16 protein-coding genes are annotated in these 16,985 nt (G+C 65.7%); 6 read left to right on the plus strand and 10 right to left on the minus strand.

Annotation, left to right across the window (positions count from 1 at the left end; all coding sequences use genetic code 11):
* The 4 genes from C5689_RS17185 to C5689_RS17200 form a co-directional block, all read left to right on the plus strand.
* On the plus strand, positions 1 to 229 hold a 229-nt coding region (locus C5689_RS17185; RefSeq protein ID WP_146188286.1), incomplete at its 5' end, for a cupin domain-containing protein.
* A gap of 42 nt (positions 230 to 271) precedes the next feature.
* Entirely contained in the window at positions 272 to 1,258 is a 987-nt protein-coding gene (gene gmd / locus C5689_RS17190) for a GDP-mannose 4,6-dehydratase (protein WP_108918467.1), read from the plus strand.
* A gap of 31 nt (positions 1,259 to 1,289) precedes the next feature.
* Complete coding sequence (locus tag C5689_RS17195) at positions 1,290 to 2,171, plus strand: aldose 1-epimerase family protein (protein ID WP_108918468.1); 882 nt, start codon at positions 1,290 to 1,292, stop codon at positions 2,169 to 2,171.
* Positions 2,172 to 2,176: 5 nt separating this feature from the next.
* Entirely contained in the window at positions 2,177 to 4,588 is a 2,412-nt protein-coding gene (locus C5689_RS17200) for a glycosyltransferase (protein ID WP_159289180.1), read from the plus strand.
* A 128-nt stretch (positions 4,589 to 4,716) separates the two neighbouring features.
* On the opposite strand, the gene ggt is transcribed toward C5689_RS17200, so the two are convergent.
* From ggt to C5689_RS18285, 6 genes are all read right to left on the minus strand, one after another.
* Positions 4,717 to 6,387 (minus strand): gamma-glutamyltransferase, encoded by a 1,671-nt coding sequence (gene ggt / locus C5689_RS17205; RefSeq protein ID WP_206605379.1) that lies wholly within the window; start codon positions 6,385 to 6,387, stop codon positions 4,717 to 4,719.
* 11 nt (positions 6,388 to 6,398) lie between these two features.
* Positions 6,399 to 7,157, minus strand: a complete 759-nt coding sequence (locus C5689_RS17210; protein ID WP_108918471.1) for a phytochelatin synthase family protein — start codon at positions 7,155 to 7,157, stop codon at positions 6,399 to 6,401.
* A 99-nt stretch (positions 7,158 to 7,256) separates the two neighbouring features.
* Entirely contained in the window at positions 7,257 to 7,958 is a 702-nt protein-coding gene (locus tag C5689_RS17215) for a uroporphyrinogen-III synthase (protein WP_108918472.1), read from the minus strand.
* Positions 7,955 to 8,881, minus strand: coding sequence for a hydroxymethylbilane synthase (gene hemC, locus C5689_RS17220; RefSeq protein WP_108918473.1), 927 nt, complete (start codon positions 8,879 to 8,881; stop codon positions 7,955 to 7,957). The genes C5689_RS17215 and hemC overlap by 4 nt, the downstream gene beginning before the upstream one ends.
* 100 nt (positions 8,882 to 8,981) lie before the next feature.
* The gene (locus tag C5689_RS17225; protein ID WP_146188415.1) at positions 8,982 to 9,791 is read right to left on the minus strand and encodes a hypothetical protein; all 810 of its coding nucleotides are present in this window, start codon (positions 9,789 to 9,791) and stop codon (positions 8,982 to 8,984) included.
* Between the two features lie 106 nt (positions 9,792 to 9,897).
* Entirely contained in the window at positions 9,898 to 10,755 is an 858-nt protein-coding gene (locus C5689_RS18285; RefSeq protein ID WP_146188416.1) for a hypothetical protein, read from the minus strand.
* An 850-nt stretch (positions 10,756 to 11,605) separates the two neighbouring features.
* Between C5689_RS18285 and C5689_RS17235 the strand changes: the two genes are divergently transcribed.
* Entirely contained in the window at positions 11,606 to 11,971 is a 366-nt protein-coding gene (locus tag C5689_RS17235) for a hypothetical protein (RefSeq protein ID WP_244594774.1), read from the plus strand.
* A gap of 62 nt (positions 11,972 to 12,033) precedes the next feature.
* Here the strand turns inward: C5689_RS17235 and C5689_RS17240 are convergent, their stop codons facing one another.
* On the minus strand, positions 12,034 to 12,558 hold the full coding sequence (locus C5689_RS17240) for a CreA family protein (RefSeq protein ID WP_108918476.1): 525 nt from the start codon (positions 12,556 to 12,558) through the stop codon (positions 12,034 to 12,036).
* 242 nt (positions 12,559 to 12,800) lie between these two features.
* Here C5689_RS17240 and C5689_RS17245 point away from each other — a divergent pair, with 242 nt between their 5' ends.
* Positions 12,801 to 13,862 (plus strand): DUF2865 domain-containing protein, encoded by a 1,062-nt coding sequence (locus C5689_RS17245; protein ID WP_244594775.1) that lies wholly within the window; start codon positions 12,801 to 12,803, stop codon positions 13,860 to 13,862.
* Here the strand turns inward: C5689_RS17245 and C5689_RS17250 are convergent.
* The 3 genes from C5689_RS17250 to C5689_RS17260 form a co-directional block, all read right to left on the minus strand.
* Positions 13,843 to 15,360: a hypothetical protein gene (locus C5689_RS17250; RefSeq protein ID WP_108918478.1), complete on the minus strand. Its 1,518-nt coding sequence runs from the start codon at positions 15,358 to 15,360 to the stop codon at positions 13,843 to 13,845. The two genes, C5689_RS17245 and C5689_RS17250, sit on opposite strands and share 20 nt — an antisense overlap.
* 83 nt (positions 15,361 to 15,443) lie before the next feature.
* On the minus strand, positions 15,444 to 16,436 hold the full coding sequence (locus C5689_RS17255; RefSeq protein WP_108918479.1) for an NAD(P)H-dependent glycerol-3-phosphate dehydrogenase: 993 nt from the start codon (positions 16,434 to 16,436) through the stop codon (positions 15,444 to 15,446).
* On the minus strand, positions 16,433 to 16,978 hold the full coding sequence (locus C5689_RS17260) for a phospholipase D-like domain-containing protein (RefSeq protein ID WP_108918480.1): 546 nt from the start codon (positions 16,976 to 16,978) through the stop codon (positions 16,433 to 16,435). Before C5689_RS17260 ends, C5689_RS17255 begins: the two co-directional genes overlap by 4 nt.
* Between the last annotated feature and the right edge of the window lie 7 nt (positions 16,979 to 16,985).

A 16,985-nucleotide genomic window follows, 5' to 3' on the forward strand; every position in this document is an offset into this window, starting at 1 on the left:
TTTTCACCGCGCCGAGCATTGGATCGTGGTGAAGGGCACGGCGGAAGTGGGCCGCGATCAGGAGACCTTGCTCGTGCATGAGAACGAGTCGGTCTATCTGCCGATCGGCTGCATTCACCGGCTGACCAATCCGGGCAAGATCGACCTTGAGATCATCGAGGTGCAGACCGGCTCCTATCTCGGCGAGGACGATATCGTCCGCCTGCAGGACGTCTATAATCGCGGCTAAAAGCAATCCGCCGAGGCGGAGTGAGCACATTAAGAGGGGTGGATGACCAAACGCGCGCTGTTGACGGGCATTACCGGACAGGACGGAGCCTATCTCGCACAGCTTCTGCTCGGCAAAGGCTATGAAGTCTATGGCGTGATCCGCCGCTCCTCGCATCGCGGCGTCGAGGATCATCGGCTGCGCTGGCTCGGCGTCGCAAATGACGTGCAGCTGCTCGACGGCGACCTCGGCGATCTCTCCAGCCTGCTGCGCATCGTGCAGGAAGTGAAGCCCGACGAAATCTACAATCTCGCCGCGCAATCCTTCGTCGCCTCCTCCTGGCGGCAGCCCATTCTCACCGCCAATATCACCGCCGTCGCCGTCGCCAACATGCTCGAGGCGATGCGCATCGGCGCCCCCGGCGCGCGCTTCTATCAGGCCTCCTCCTCCGAAATGTACGGCCTCATTCAGGAGCCCATGCAGAGCGAGAAGACGCCCTTCTATCCGCGCTCGCCTTACGCCGTCGCCAAGCTCTACGGCCATTGGATCACGGTCAATTACCGCGAGAGCTTCGGCCTGCACGCCTCCTCGGGCATTCTCTTCAATCACGAGAGCCCGCTGCGCGGCATAGAATTCGTCACCCGCAAGGTGACCGACGGCGTGGCGCGCATAAAGCTCGGCCTCGCCAAAGAGCTGCGCCTCGGCAATATAGACGCCAAGCGCGACTGGGGCCATGCGCGCGATTATGTGCGGGCCATGTGGCTGATGCTGCAGCAGGAGACGCCGGACGATTATGTGGTGGCGACGGGCGTCACCACCACTGTGCGCGACATGTGCCGCATCGCTTTCGCCCATGCCGGCCTCGACATGGAGGCGCATATCGTGATCGACCCGAAATTCTACCGCCCGGCGGAGGTCGACATTCTGCTCGGCGACTCGAGCAAGGCGCGCGCGGCGCTGGGCTGGGCGCCCGAGACGTCGCTCGATCAGCTCATCCGCGAAATGGTCGACGCCGATCTCGAGCGGCTGAAGCATCAGGCGAACGCCTGAGGGCGCGCGAGCGTCCATTCGGGGATCGGCGATGGCCGGATCGAAGAACGAGCAGCGAGACGGCGTGGCTCTGTCCTCGGACAGCCTCGCCGCTTTCGTTTCTACGAAGGGCGCGGAGCTGCAATCGCTGCGCACGCGCGACGGCGTGGATTATCTCTGGAGCGGCGAAGAGATCTGGCCCAAGCATAGTCCGCTGCTGTTTCCCATCGTCGGCCGGCTGGCGCAGGACCGCTATGAGCATCGCGGCGAGAGCTATGCGATGGTCAAGCACGGCTTCGCGCGCGACAGCCTGTTCGAGATCGTCGAGGCCTCGCCGCATTCGGCGCGTTTCGCCTTGCGCGCCAACGACGCGACGCGCGCGGTTTTCCCTTTCGAATTTCTGCTCGAGGTGGAATTCGCCCTCGACGGCGCGCGTCTCGACATTCGCCATGGCGTGACCAATCTCGGCGACGCGGACATGTATTTTTCCATCGGCGCGCATCCGGCCTTTCGCTGGCCGCTCGGCGACGCAGCCAAGGATCAGAGCCGCATAAATTTCGAGCGCCATGAGCCGGCGCCGATCCGCAAGCTTGCCGGCGGGCTTCTCGGCCGCATGAAGGATTCGCCCGTAGAGGGACGAACGCTGTCGCTGCGGGAGGAGCTGTTCGTCGATGACGCGATCATCTTCGACACTCTGGCGAGCGAGAGCCTCGTCTATTGCTGCGGCAGCGGGCGATCCGTCGCGATCGAATGGGAAGGCTTCCGGCATCTCGGCCTATGGTCCAAGCCGGGCGCGGATTTTCTCTGCATCGAGCCGTGGCATGGCTATGATTCGCCGGTCGGCTTTCGCGGCCCGCTCGAGGAGAAGCCCGGGATCGCCTGCGCGCGTCCGGGCGAGACGCTCGATTTCACGCTGCGCATAGAGATCGGGTGAAGATCATGGGCGTCGCCAAGCGCCATGCGATAAAGCTGCTTCGCCGCGCGGTCGGTCTTCCGACAGGCGATCTCGACATCGTCGGTCGCCTCGACGGATTCGAGAATGACGTCGTTCACGGCTGGGCCCATTGGCCGAGACAAAAGGGACGCCGCGTGATCGTCGATATTTTCGCAGACGACGTCTTCGTCTGCGAGAGAGCGGCGGATATGCTGCGAGACGATCTCGCCGCCAATGGTATAGGCGACGGCCGCCATGGCTTCGACGTGAAAATCCCTCCGGCGTTTTCGCGCGGAGCAAAGACGCGGATTCGCGTGCGCCCCGTCACGGATGCGCCGCTCGAGCTGACCGCGAGCGACGAGCGCGCGCTTTTTGCGCGCAGCATCGGCCGTAACGACTATCTTCGCGCGACTTTCGCCGAGGCTTTCGACAGTGAGCGAGCGCGCGCCGCGCCAGCCGCGCCGCAGCCGTCGCAGAAGACAGAGCTTCTATTCGCGCCGACGCCGGTCTCATCGCCGCCGCCTGTTCTCGGCGAAGCGCTCTGCGCCTATCTCGACCAGAATCGCTACAAATGGGACCTCGCCGATAAATTCGACGCGACCCTCTCGATCGCCGATCGCGAGGCTTTTCTCGCGCATTATGTCGAGTTCTACGGCCGCGCGCGGCGCCCTTTGCGCATCCCGCTCTCGGCGCGCGACATAGAATTTCTCAATGAAGGCCCCACTCCGCAGGAGCGCCTCGCGCCGAGCCGGGCGATGCGCCTTTTCGCCCAGACGCCGGGCGAAGACGCGCGCGACGACGAGCGGCTCGCGGCGATTTTCCGCTGGGCCGCTTTCGGCGCCGCGGCTTTCAATGTCGAGGACTGCCTCATCGCCTCCGCGCATGAGGACGCGCTGCGACATTGCGACGACGCCGATATTCCTTTCCCGCTCTCCACTTTCATGAAGCGTTTTCTCGACGCGCATCCGATGCTGCGCGGCGCGAATGTCGCACGAGAGAACGAGCGGCGCGCCGCCTATTTCGCCATTCTGCTGTTCGCAGCGCGGGCGCCGCATTATCTGCGCTTCGTTCCAGCCGATTGGCTCGAGGCTTTTCTGTCGCCGCGCGCCGGCGCCGCGCCCTTCGAGGACGAATCCCGCCGCCTCTTCGGCGCCGGCGGCGTCACCATCGCGTGCTGGCGCGCCGCGATCGGCGCGCTCGGCTATGACGACGAAGCGAAGCGCTTTCGCACGCGCACGCCTTCGGGACATCGCGCGCATTCCGCGGCTCTGCCGGCGCCGGCGGGCGAGACGGTCGATATTCAGCTCATCGGCCCGTTCAGCCGACAGCTCGGCATAGCGGACAGCTGCCGCGCGCTCGCCGCCGCGCTCCAGCAACTCGATTATTCCGTTCGGCTCTGCGACTTCACGCTCGATTATCCCAATCGCATTCGCGCCGACGCCACGCCTCTGCCGACTTCGCCGGCGCGCGCGAAGATCAATATTCTTCATCTCAATCTCGAAGAGCTGCCGAGCGCCATCGCCTATCTGCCGGATATATGGTCGCAGGGTCGGCTCGTCGGCTTTCCCTATCTCGAAATGCCGACGCCGCATCCGGCGCAAATGCTCGGCCTCGCGCTCGTCGACGAGCTCTGGTCCGCGTCGGATTTCACGACGCAGGCGCTCGCCGGCCATAGGCCCTGCCATACAGTCGGCACATCGGCGCGCCCGGCGCGCAGGCGAGGACGAAGCGCAGCGCGCGCGCGCGTCTACGAGGATATAGCGGGCGCGGATGATTTCGTCTTTCTCGCTTCCTGCGACGCGCTCTCCGGCGCCTTTCGCAAAAATCCGCTCGGGACGATACGCGCCTTTCTCGCGGCCTTTCCGAACGATGCGAAGGTCAAGCTCGTCATCAAGACGCATAGCGTCGACCGCGTGCGAGCGGAGCGCGAGACGAATGTGTGGCGCTCCATTCGCAATATCGTCGCGGAATGCGAGCGCGTCCTGCTCATCGATCGCATTCTCGACGACGACGAGCAGATGGCGCTGATCGAAGGCGCCGATTGCTATGTCTCTCTGCATCGCGCCGAAGGCTTCGGCTATCATATGCTGGAGGCGATGGCGTTGGAGACGCCGGTGATCGCGACCGCCTATTCCGGCAATATGGGTTTTTGCGACGAGCAAACGGCCTTTCTCATTCCCTATCGGCTCATTCCCGTCGGCCCCGGCGAATATCCGCGCACGCGCGGCGATCAGCTGTGGGCGGAGCCGGATTTCACGGCCGCCGTCGACGCGATGCGCGCCGTGTTCGGCGATCGCGATTTGCGGGAGCGCAAGGTCGCGGCGGCTCGCGTGATCGCGGAGACGCAATTTTCGACCGAGGCCTTCGCCCGCCGCCTCGACGCGCGCATCGACGAGATATTGTCGCGACGCCGATGAGCGATAGAGTGTTTTCGAGCGAAGTGGGAACCGCTTCGCGTGCAGAAAACACGGCACAACGGAAAAATCGAGAGTCATTCCGGTTCGATCTGCCGGTTCGATCTGAACCGGAATGACTCTCGCGCGGCTCAATAGCCGCGCGCCGAGCCCGCCGCGGAGCGCGGATCATTGACGCCGATCATCTCGCCGTCTCTGATCTCTATCGCCTCCGATGCGCCGAAAGGCGCGTGATCCTCGATTTTATGTCCCATCGCCTCGAGCCGCCGGCGCGTCTCCTCCGAGAGCGCGCCCGGCTCGGCCAGCACGACATCCGGCAGCCATTGATGATGAAGGCGCGGCGCGGCCACCGCCTGCGCCAGCGACATATGATGATCGATCACATTGAGCGCCGTCTGCAGCGTCACCGAAATGATGCGCGGCCCATTAGGGCTGCCGAGAACCAGCGCGACCTTGCCGTCCTTCATCACAATGGTCGGCGACATGGAGGAGAGCGGCCTTTTGCCGGGCGCGATGGCGTTGGCGCTTCCCTGCACCAGGCCGAAGCCATTGGCGGCGCCGGGCGCGGCGGAGAAATCATCCATCTCGTCATTGAGCAGCACGCCCGTCTCCGGCGCCATGACCTGCGCGCCGAAATAGCCGTTGAGCGTGTAGGTGACGGAGACCGCGCCGCCCTCGCCGTCGACGATGGAATAATGCGTCGTCTGCAAACGCTCGCGCGGCGCGGCGCCTTGCGCGAGATCGGTGGAGCGCGTCGCATGATCGGCGGCGATCTTCGCGCGCTGCGCCTCCGCATAGGATCGCGCGGTGAGACGCGCGACCGGATTGCTCACGAAGTCGGGATCGCCGAGCGAATTGTTGCGATCGAAGAAGGCGCGACGTTCCGCCTCGATGAGAAGATGCGAGGATTGCGGCGTGTGAAAGCCGAGCGCGGCGAGATCATAGCCCTCGAGAATGGTCAATATTTCGCACAGCGCGACGCCGCCGGAACTCGGCGGCGCGGAAGAATAGACATCATAGCCACGATAGGCGCAATGAATCGGCGAGCGCTCCATGACGTCATAGAGCGCGAAATCCTGCGCCGCGATCACGCCCTTTTCCGCCTGCGCGGCGCGCTCGATCGCCTGCGGAACGCGCCCTTCATAAAAGGCGCGCGGCCCCTGCGCGGCGATCTCGCGCAACAGACGCGCGAGATCGCTCTGAATCAGCCGATCGCCGGCCTGCAAAGGCGAGCCGTCCGCGCGGGAAAAGATTTTCGCAGCGGCGGGACTGTCCTTCAGCCGCGTCGCCGCGCGAATGAGACGAATGTCGGCCTCGTCGAGAACAAAGCCGCGCTCGGCGAGCGCGATCGCCGGCGCGATGATTTTCTCGCGCGGCAGGCGGCCATATTTGGCGTGGGCGGTCTCCAGCCCCATCACCGTTCCGGGAACCGCCACGGCGCGATAGCCGATGCGGCTCGCCTGCGGATCGACCGCGCCTTTCGCGTCGAGAAACATATCGGCGGTCGCCGCCATGGGCGCCGTCTCGCGAAAATCGAGAAAGCGCTCGCCCTGCCCCGGCAGATGCGCCAGCAGAAAGCCGCCGCCGCCGAGATTGCCGCAGCAAGGATAGGCGACGGCGAGCGCATAGCCGACGGCGGCGGCGGCGTCGATGGCGTTGCCGCCCGCCTTCAATATGTCGAGCCCTATGTCGCTGGCCAGATGATGCTCGCTCACCACCATGCCGCGCCGCCCGCTCGCGACGGGCTCGGCGGCGGCGGCGAAGGCGAGAAGGGAGAAGCCGAGAGCAACAATAGATCGCATTCGCGCATCGCTCATTTTTCGCTGCCTATTCCCGCCGGCGGGCCGATGAGCACGTAGCCGCGGCTGCGTCCTTCATTGCCGGCGTCGATCGTGTTCATCGCGTCGAAGAGATCGGCCGCCGCGACCCACACGGGCGGATATTTGTAGCGCGCGACATCGAGCAGCAGAAAGCGATCCGTCTTGGCGTCATAGGCGGCGAGCGGCGAAATGTGCCCGCTGCGCGTCTGGCCGAGCGCAGCGCGCTGATAATTGACGACGACATGCCGCCGCTTGCGCGAGAGCTGCTCGATCGCGCTGGCGCGAAACTCCGCCAGCGAGCTCTGCGCCGCATGAGTGACCTTCGCCTCGAGGCCGAAGCTGGCGACGAGGCCGCCGAACTCGTCCAGCGTCATGCCCCGGCGCAGAATGCTCTCCTGCTTCACCACCGTTTCGGTCCTCTCGCTGAACAGATTGTCCTGCGAGAAGCTCCCCTGCCCCTCGCCGCCGGCGGGCGCGGGAATGTCGAGCGCATTGAGCAGCATCGCCAGAGTGGCGACGCCGCAGAAGGAGCCGTTCTTCTGCGTGACGAATTCCGAGGAGAGCGGCCAATAGGCCTCGCGCGCCTCCGATTCGAGAAACCATTCGCGCCCCTGCGCGCTGCGCAGATCGACGAGATTGTCCGAGAGCGGCAGCCGTTCCGCCAGCGCCGGCGAGACTGCGGCGACGATCGCGCAAAAGAGAAGCGCGAGAACAGCGGCCGAGCGCCGCCGCGAGATCGACGTCTTCGTCATTTCGCCCCCGGGAAGGCGCGCCGTCGCGATAGACGGCCGCGCTGCGACAGAATAGCGGCGCGCGAGGCGCCATGCAATTTTTGTCCCGCAAAGGCGGCTTTATTGCGCCTCGAGCGCGGCCAATAGGCTCGCCTGATCCGGCGCCGCGGCGACGCGCACATTGGCGCAACCGGCGGCGCGCAGCACACGCGCGACATCCTCCGACAGCGCGAAATGCGTGACGCGCGCGCGAAGCGTGGCCGGGCCGCCGGCGGCATCCGCCAGAGCGAGGAAGATCGATGCGCTGCGCGCCGAATAATGCAGCGCGGCCTCTACCTCGCCGGCGGCCAGAGCGGCGCGGGCTTCTTCCCCAAGAGCGGCGACGGCGCGCGCCTCATAGGTCTCGACCACTGTCGCCGCATGGCCGCGCGCGCGCAAAAAACTTTCGAGATCGTCCTTACGATCATGGCCGGCGAGATAGAGGAAACGCGCCGGCGCCGCAAAGCGCGCGCCGAGCAGAAGCGTCAGCGCCGCCACATCGGGCGCGCTCGCCTCCACCTGCGCGCCGCGCGCGGAGAGCGCCTGCGCCGTCTTGCCGCCGACGACGAAAAAAGGCGCGCGCAAGGCCGCGAGCCCTTCGACAAACTGGATCGCGCGGGCGCTGGTCGCCAGAACCGCGTCGAAAGTCTCGGTCGGGATCGGCGCGCCCGTGGCGGCGATCTCCAGAACCGGCGCGATCAGCGGCGCAAAGCCGCGCCGCCGCAATTCTTCCGCCGTGCGCTCGGCGTCCTCTCTCGCCCGCGTGACGAGAACGCGCCTCATGTGAGACCCGCGACTCCATTGGGCAGGCGCAGCAAAATCTCATTGGCGGCGGCGTCGCCGATCAGCGCCGCGTCCATGGACGGCCCGCGCCGACGCGCCTCATAAACCGCAGAGCCATCCGCCCGCAGCGCCATGCCGTGGAATTCGATCTCCTCGCCAATGAGCTTCGCATGGGCGGCGATGGGCGTGCGGCAGGAGCCGTCCAGCACGGTGAGAAAGGCGCGCTCGGCGGCGAGCGCGGCGGCGGTCGCCGGATCGAGAATGGCGGCCAGAGCCTCGCGGACACGCGCATCGCCGGCGCGCTTGGTGACGGCTATGGCGCCCTGCCCGGCGGCAGGAAGAAAATCCTCTATCGGCAGAATGGCGGTGGCGTGGCGCTCGAGGCCGAGCCGCTTGAGCCCGGCGAGCGCCAGCAGCGTGCCGTCCACCTCGCCGCTCTCCACCTTGCGCAGCCTGGTCTCGACATTGCCGCGCAGCAGCACGAGGGAGACATCCGGCCGCAGCCGCTTCACCTGCGCGCCGCGCCGCAGCGAGGCCGTGCCCACCACGGCGCCCTCGGGCAGCGCGTCGAGCGTCGCGCCATTGCGGCCGATCCAGGCGTCGCGCACATCCTCGCGCGGCAGATATCCGGCGATGGCGATTTCCGGCGGCAGATGCGTCGGCAAATCCTTGGAGGAATGCACGGCGAGATCGATGCGCCCCTCGATGAGGGCGACGTCCAACTCCTTGGTGAACAGCCCTTTGCCGCCCGATTCCGAGAGCGGCCGGTCCTGGATGATGTCCCCCGTGGTGCGGATGACCTCGATCGGCAGCGTCTCCGCCTCGAGGCCGAGCGCCGCGGCCAGCAAGGCCCGCAGCTGCCGCGTCTGCGCCAGAGCGAGAGGGCTGCCGCGTGTGCCGATGCGCAATCGTGTGGTCGTCATAGCCTCGTCCGCCGTGGGAATTGTCGAGGCGGACTATAGGGAAAAGCGGCCGGGCTACAAGCGGGCGGGAGGGGGGAGTGGAAATCCCGGGTAACGCGACCTAGGCCGCTTCCTTTCTCAGAATATGCTCGCCGATCTCTTCAACCGTGTTTAACGGACGCAGACGAAGCTGCTCTTGATCCGCCTGCTTTTCGAGTTCATTCAGAGCCTCTTCCATCCGCTCGACTTGGTTCGCTGTAAGCTGAGGGTCGTTTCGTTTTGGATATTGCACGATCATCTCGTGCTCCCTCTCCGCGAGCCCTTCTTGCTCTCCGTCTCGATCTACCTTCAGATCCCAAAGCCGCATCTTAATCCGTCCGACAGACGCGGTGAGCTTGCTCGCAGCCAAGGTACCGAAATTGGCAACAAAACGTGATCCGGCGAAGTCGATTATGACACCATGCGCGTTGCGGCGTCTGTGGCGGCTCTCCCGGATATCTTCGCTAAAACACCGATCAAGACCGGGACGCTTTCCCTTAATGTAATCCAAAACAAGCGCAGGAAGCCGATCGGCAGTCTCGCGATTGGCGGCGGCATCTAGATCGAAGTCGCCCCGCTCCACCAGTTGCAGCACCGAGCGTCTATCGTACAAAGACGACATAGCAGCCATCCAAGAAGCGCCAATCTGCTGCAACGACAGCCCCTCGGCCTCCCTGATGTCACCCAGCGCGACACCCGAAAAGAGTGGCTTGAAGTCGGTCAGCGCGGCAATAGACCTATTCAGCAAATCACTCTCTATGGCGTTCAAATTCGCCTCGGCCGCCAAGATCGCCACAACTGATTGGTCAGCGAAAACGCAACGCAGGCGGGCAAGCTGGTTTGCCCGCTCAAGATGAATGCCGCCCGCTCCCGCGACAGCGATTCCGATCACGAATTGCTCCGGCGATCCGAGAATCGGCCGAAAGAGCACAGGAGCCCAAACAGCCTTTTGTAGCCGTTCTGCGCTCGGAAATTGGTTTGCGTTCAACGAGATCATGTCACGCCAACCTAGGCTCGTCCAACGCGCCTCCAGCAGCGCGCGGGACGTGCGGAATCCTCTCCAGGAGGAAGACAACGAGCGCTTGGAAGTCAACGTCGTCGAGAAGCCCGTTAACTCGATTCTGTATCCCGACATCCCGAACGTCAATGCGTTGAAGTCGAGTGACTAACGCACCCGCTTCAGCTGCCAGCCTCTTTCGCTGATCCACCTGAAGAAACGGCGTTACCCACTCTTTCAGTCGATGCCGGAAATTGCCGGCAGGAACAAGATCTGCAGGAACCCAGGTCGGACCTGTGTAACAATGCCCATGATCGATGATCCAAGCAGTCCCTGCGCCGAAAAGAATATTGCCAGGATGCCGGTCAATGTTCGCTGCCCAAGCATCGAAACCGTAGAGATCTCCAAGCCAAGCCTGTTTGATCAAAACAGCGACAATGGCCTCAAGGTGAGCCAACATCTGTAGCTCCGTCGGCACGGCCTTTATGAGCTGCGCGACAGATGGCGAGCCGACATCAGCGCTTGCGAACATGAGCCCCGTGCCATCAGGAAGTCGACATTGCGAAGCACAATCGCTGTTAGGTGCTGTGATCCCGATGAAAGCCGGGGGAACCGGCAACCCGATGAGCGAGGCGAGACCTGCGGCCAAGACTTCGTTCGCAAGCTGTTTGGGAGAAAGGTCTTTAAGAATAGCGGTTTTTACTTCGTCACCCTCGGTCAAGATTTGACCGCGATACGTATCGTTCACATTGGCGATTCCGGAATCTTTGAAGCTCGTAGCTCCTGCCATGACGCGGGCAAGTCCAACAACGCCTCCGCCGCCCTGTGCTTCGGCCACCGGTTCTGAATCGTCACGCATTCGGGATCTGCCGGCTTCGCGCTTAATTTATACATGTAGTGTCATAGCGCTACGCGAGCGTCACCTGCGGGTCAAGCCGATCAATGTCAAAGCGTAAATTGTACGCATCGGTTGTCGCCGAGAAGAGTCCTGAACGGACTCCGTCCGCCCCAACCGCCCGCCTTGACACACCCTGAACATATTCCTATATCCCTCCCACTCCCGCCCACAAAGGGCGCGCTCCTCGGGTCGTGGGGCGCGGGCGGGGGGCGGCTCCATCCGGGATGGCGACCCCCGTCCATGGACAGGCAGCGCGTCGCCGGGCGGCGTTCTTCTCCCGTCCATAGGGAGAAAAAAGAACCGCTCCGTGATCCCAGGCCGTCGGACTCGATCGCGTCTTGATCGAGAAACCCCAGGATTCGCGGGTTCGACCAAGCCTCGGGATGTCGACGAGAACGACAACCGCGTTTCGGGACGCTCTGGACCCGATCGAATTTTTTCGCGCAACGGCCGTAAGGGGCCGGAGCGTCCCGAAACGCCCTTTCCCACCCCCGCGCAGCAAAGCGCCGGGGCGCGCTCGCGCGGACGAAGCAACAGTCCCTCGCCCTGAGGAGTCCGCGAAGCGGGCGTCTCGAAGGGTCGCACGTTCGCGCGGAGCATCCTTCGAGGCTTTTTGCGTTCCGCAAAAAGCGCCTCAGGATGAGGGGATTGTTTTCCTACATCACCAAAAGCTCTGTGGATCGACATCCGCCGCCGCGCGGCAAAGGCGCCGCCGCCGGCGTCGCGCGCCCGGACAGGCCTGCAAATCGGCGCGAACTTAACCGCGCCTTAACTGCGATCGCATACACCAAAATCCAGCGCGGCGAGTCGAATGAGCGTCCCCGCGCGAGGCGTGCATCTCATGTTCCCCACCGAATTTCAGCGTCTCGTTCTCCCGCGTCTCGCCGTTCCGCTGCTCGGCGGATTGCTGCTCGCCGCGGCCCAGGGCGGCGCCCGCGCCGTCGAAGCGCCGAAGAATGTCTATTTGATTTCCGGCCACGAAGGCTATGGCGTCGTCGAATGCATCACGCAGAAGAAAGATTGCGGGAAGATCGTCGCCGACAGCTGGTGCGAGTCGCACGGCCACGGCCCCGCGGTGGCCTTCGGCCGCGCCGACGACGTGACCTCCGCTATCGGTCCGGCCTCGGCGCGCCGGCCGCTGACGGCGGAGGCCGCCGTCGTCTCTTGCCAGGACTGACGCGGCAAGAATCGCCGCCGTCGCCGCGACCGGGAGCGGGCGGGCGCAGGCCCGCCGGCCGCTCATTTCTTCAGAAATTCGCCGCATTGCGCGACATCGCCCGCGCCCCAAGGCTGAATCGGCACGCCGGAGGTGGAATTCTCCGGAGAGCCTTCGATCAGCCGGTCGGAATAGGCCATATAGACCAGCGCATTGCGCTTGGCGTCGCAGCCGCGCACGATATGCAGCCGCTTCCACAGCGCCGAGCGGCGCTCGCTGAACACTTCGTCGCCTTGGCCGAATTTCTCCTTGAATTTCACCGGCCCGTATTGGCGGCAGGAGAGCGACACGTCGGAGGTCTGCTCCGCCACGCCGAACATTCCCGCGACGCCGCCCTTCTCATGCACCGTGTAATAGCAGGCGATTCCGTCGACATCGGGGTCGTCGAGCACATAGGTCGCCAGCTTGTCGTTCGGGGTCAGCAGCTTGAAGTCGGTGGACTTGCGGAAAATGAGGTCCGGCCCGTCGGCGCGGGCGGGCGCCGCGCCCGCGATGGCGAAAAGCCCCGTGGCGAGGAGAGCGGACAGGACGAATTTGGACGGCTTCATAAGTGCGTTCCTCCAGAGCGCCGGGAAATTCCCTCGACAAATGTCGTGATGCGCCTTGTTCGCGACAAGAAGCTCGCGACAATCGCGAGCCGATTGATCGGGCGGGCGATATGCCCGATATGGTCTCGAGCTCGACGGTTTCGGATTCGCCGGCCTCCGGCGCCCCGCTTTTCGAATCGCGTGATATAGGACCAATGTCGGCGAAACATATCACCAACGGGACGCCTTCGCGGAAGGGGCCTTTGCCGCGAAAGGGGCCTTTGCGCCGCCTCTCGGGCGCGCTGGTCGCGTTCGCCATGCTGTTCTCCTCGCAGGCGATGGCGCAATCGGCCTATTGCGACAATCTGCGCGCGCAGATCGCCGCCGCCGGCAATAGCGCCGGCTCGGCCCGCTATCGCGCCGCCGCGGCGACCCAGCAGAAAGAGATCGACCGCACCGTCGCCTATGGGCGTTCCATCGGCTGCGATCGGCAGCAATTCCTCTTTTTCGGCAATGCGCCGCCGCCGCAATGCGGCGCGATCAACAGCCGCGTCGCGCAGATGCGCGCCAATCTCGCCTCGCTCCATCAGGGGTCCGGCGACGGCCAGCGGCAGGCGCTGCAGGCGCGTTTCGATCAGCAGTGCCGGCAGCAGCCGGTGCGTGTCGCCTCGCGCCAGCGCAATATTTTCGAGGAGCTGTTCGGCGCCCAGGAGGAGGAGCCGACGCCCGTCCGCGAGCTCCCCATGTCGCCGCAGGATCGCGACTTGGACGAGAATGGCGCGCCGTTCGCGCGCGGCGGCTCCATGGCGGTCTGCGTGCGCGCCTGCGACGGCGGCTTTTTCCCGGTGAGCTATTCGGCGCGGCGCGCCAATCTCGCCGATCTCGCCGAGCTGTGCCGGGCGCAATGTCCCAATCTCGAAGTGGCGCTCTACACACGCTCGCCCTCGCGCGACATGGAGACCGCCGTGTCGATGGACGGCGAAGCCTATGCCGACCATCCCAATGCGCTGAAATTCACCAAGAGCTATGATCCGACCTGCTCCTGCCGGCCGCCCGGCCGCAGCTGGGCGGAAACGCTCACCGAGGCCGAGCGGCTGCTGGCCGAGCGCAACAAGGACGATCTCGTCGTCTCGGCGGAAAAGGCGGAGGAGATGTCGCGGCCGGTCATCGCGCGCACGGCGCGCGGCGCGGTCTCGCCCAATCTTCCCGCCACGGAGGCGACGCAACCGGAGAAGCGCCCGGTCGACGCGCATGAGACGACGCGGGAAATCGTCGGCGCCGACGGCGTCAAGAAGCGCGTCCGCGTCATCGCGCCGACCTTGTGATCTCGGCCTCTGGATTCGTTTCCCGCTCATAGAGCGTCCAGGCGAATCCCGAGAGGCCCGAGACCGGGAAATAGCCGCGGCGCAGGAAGGCCGCGCGGCAATCCTGCGGCCCGGCGGAGCGCCGCTCCGCATGGTCGGCGCGTGAATCCGGCAGATCGACCACCAGCAGGAAGGCCGGCGGGCTCGCGCACCATTCGGCGAGAGAGACGGCGGTCGCGACGACGCCGAGCTTGCGGGCGTGATAGGCGACGACCGCCTTGGTCTCGCCGCGGGCGAAATCGACGGCGTAACGCGCCTCTTTCCGCTCGGCCATGATCCTCACCGCATCGGCGTAATGGCCGCGGCCGAGGCGGTAGAAATCGGCGAGCTGGACGGCCCCGCCGATGGCGAAAGCGCCGAGCAGGATCGCCGCCGCCCGGCGCCGCCGCGCGCCGGCGCGCCAGAGGGCGGCGCAGCCTTCGGCGGCGAGCAGAGCCAGGCCGATCGCCGCGGTCGAGTGAAAACGCGGATATTGCTGGCTCGGCAGGCCGGCGGCGATATGCAGCAGCGGCAAGCCGAAGACGGCGATGGCCGGGAAAATCCGCCGCTCCGCCGGCAGAACCGCCAGCAGGCCGAGGGCGAGCAGGCCCGCGGCGCCGAGAAGGGCGAAATCATCGACGCCGCGCGGAAAGCCCAGCGTCGCCCTCGCCATTCCGGCGACGCCCTCGGCGAAGATCGCCGGGCTCAGCGGAACCATGGCCCCGACCTGAAAATCCGGCGCCAGCGCGCCATAGGCGAAGCAGAACAGCGCCGGAAGGCTGGCGAGCCCGGCGACCGCCCCCACCGCGACCACGCGGCCGAGACCGCAGTGGCGAAAGCGCAGCAACGCCGAGAGCGCCAGCGCGCCGCTCGCCTCGATCATGGTGAGATGGGAGAAGGTCCCGAAGCCGATCGCCGCCGCCAGCGCCAGCAGACGGCGCCGAGAGGCGCCCTCGGCCAGAATGGCGTCCACGAGACCATAGGCCAGCAGCACGGCGAGCGTCATGCCGGCATAGCCGCGCGCCTCAGAACCGTAATGGACGAAGAAATAGGAGATCGCGAAGACGAAGGCGGCCAAAAGGCCGGCGGCGTCGCAATAGCGGCGGCTCGCGGCCGCGGCGGCGGGAATGGCCAGCGTCCCGAGCGCGACCGCGGCCAGCCGCATCAGCGGAACCGGCGCGTTCGGCCCGATGAAATAGAGCCAGGCGGAATTGGCGACGTGATTATTGTCGTGATGCAGGCCGATGAAGACATCGCCGAAGGAATGCGCCCGCTCGAGCAGGTTCAGCGTCCAGATTTCGTCGAGCCAGAGATCGCCCTGCGCGGCGTAGAGGCGCAGAGCGGCGCCGAGCAGGGTGAGGGCGATGAGCGCGTAACGAAAGACCCCGAGCCCTCCTCCCTCCCCCGCTTCGCGGGAGAAGGGGGCGGCGACGTTACGCGAAACGTCGATGAAGCGCCGAATCTGCTCCCTCTCCCGCAAAGCGGGGGAGGGTTGGGGAGGGGGCGCAACTTCGGTTTCGCATCGCATCGGCGACACAGTCGCACAAAGCCGTCAACGAAAGCTCACGCCTCCGCCCTCAGCGGCCGCATCAGCAGCGCCTCTATCGCCTGATCGACTCCGATCGCGCCCGACAGGATCGCATCCACCGCCTCGGCGATCGGCATTTCGACGCCGCGCTCCTTGGCCATGGCCACGAGGGCGGAGGCAGTGAAGGCGCCCTCGGCGAGCTTGCCATGGGCGGCCTCGAGCGGCGCCTCGCCGCGTCCCAGCGCCGCGCCCAGCGCGAAATTGCGCGATTGCGCCGAGCCGCAGGTGAGCACCAGATCGCCGAGGCCGGAGAGGCCCATCAAAGTCTCCTGATTGACGCCATAGGCGCGGCCGAGGCGCGTCAGCTCGGCGAAGCCGCGCGCGATCAGCGCAGCGCCGGCGCTGGCGCCGAGCGCCCTGCCCGCCGCCATGCCGCTGGCGATGGCGAGAACATTCTTCGCCGCGCCGCCGATCTCGACGCCCAGAACATCGGTGGAGCGATAGAGCCGGAAGGCGCGCGTCGACAATGTTTCGCACAGGCGCTTGGCCAGAGCCTCGTCGCGCGCGGCGAGCGTCACCGCCGTCGGCAGCCCGCGGCAGACATCGGCGGCGAAGCTCGGCCCGGAGAGAATGGCGATCCGCGCCTGCGGCAATTCCTGCGCCGCCACCTCGCTCATGAAGCAGCGCGTGCCGCGCTCTATGCCTTTGGAGCAGATGACGAAAGCCGTTCCCGGCGCGAGAATGTCGCGAAAGCGCCGCGCCACTTCGCGCATCGCCTGCGCTGGAACGACGGAGAGCACGACGCCTGCCCCCGCCACGGCCGAAAGATCGGCGTGAGGCGCGACGCCCGCCGCCAGCGGCAGGCCCGGCAGATAGGCGCGGTTCTCGCGGTCGCGCGAGAGAGCGGCGATATGGGCGGGATCATGGCCCCAGAGCACGACGCCGTCACGCCCGGTCGCGGCCACATTGGCGAGCGCCGTGCCCCAGGCGCCGGCGCCCAACACGGCGATCTTCTCCTCGCTGCTCATCGCATCCCGATCTTCTGATTGTCCGAACGCGCCCATAGCCGCTCGAAAGTCTCCTCGAATTGCGCGACCGCGGCCGGGCTCTCGATCAATATGAGGTCATTGTCCTGGAATTCGGCGCCCGAGACCGAAAAATTGGCCGAGCCGCTGCGCAGCGCCCGGCCATCCACCTGATAGGACTTCAAATGCATGAGGTCGCGCGAGCGGCCCTTGCGCTTGATCTGCATGTTGCGCGCCGCGGCTATCGCCTCAATGGCCGGGCTGAGGCCGCCGCGCTCCTCGCCATCGATATAGATGCGCACGCGCACGCCGCGCATGGCTGCGGCGCCGAGAGCCGAGATCACCGCGCGATCGGTGAGAACATAGGCGGCCATGTCGATGGATTTTCGCGCGCCGCCGATGAGCCGCAGATCGAGATCCTCGAAGCCGGCGCGCGGCCCGTAGAAAACGCGCACGCCGACGGCGAGCGGCTCCTGCGATAGCAGGCCGCCGGGCTGCGACGGAACCGAGAAGGTCGCCGCCGCGGCCAGCAAGAGCCGCTTCATCTCACCC

The sequence above is a fragment of the Methylosinus sporium genome (genome assembly GCF_003113265.1).
Classification (GTDB): domain Bacteria; phylum Pseudomonadota; class Alphaproteobacteria; order Rhizobiales; family Beijerinckiaceae; genus Methylosinus; species Methylosinus sporium.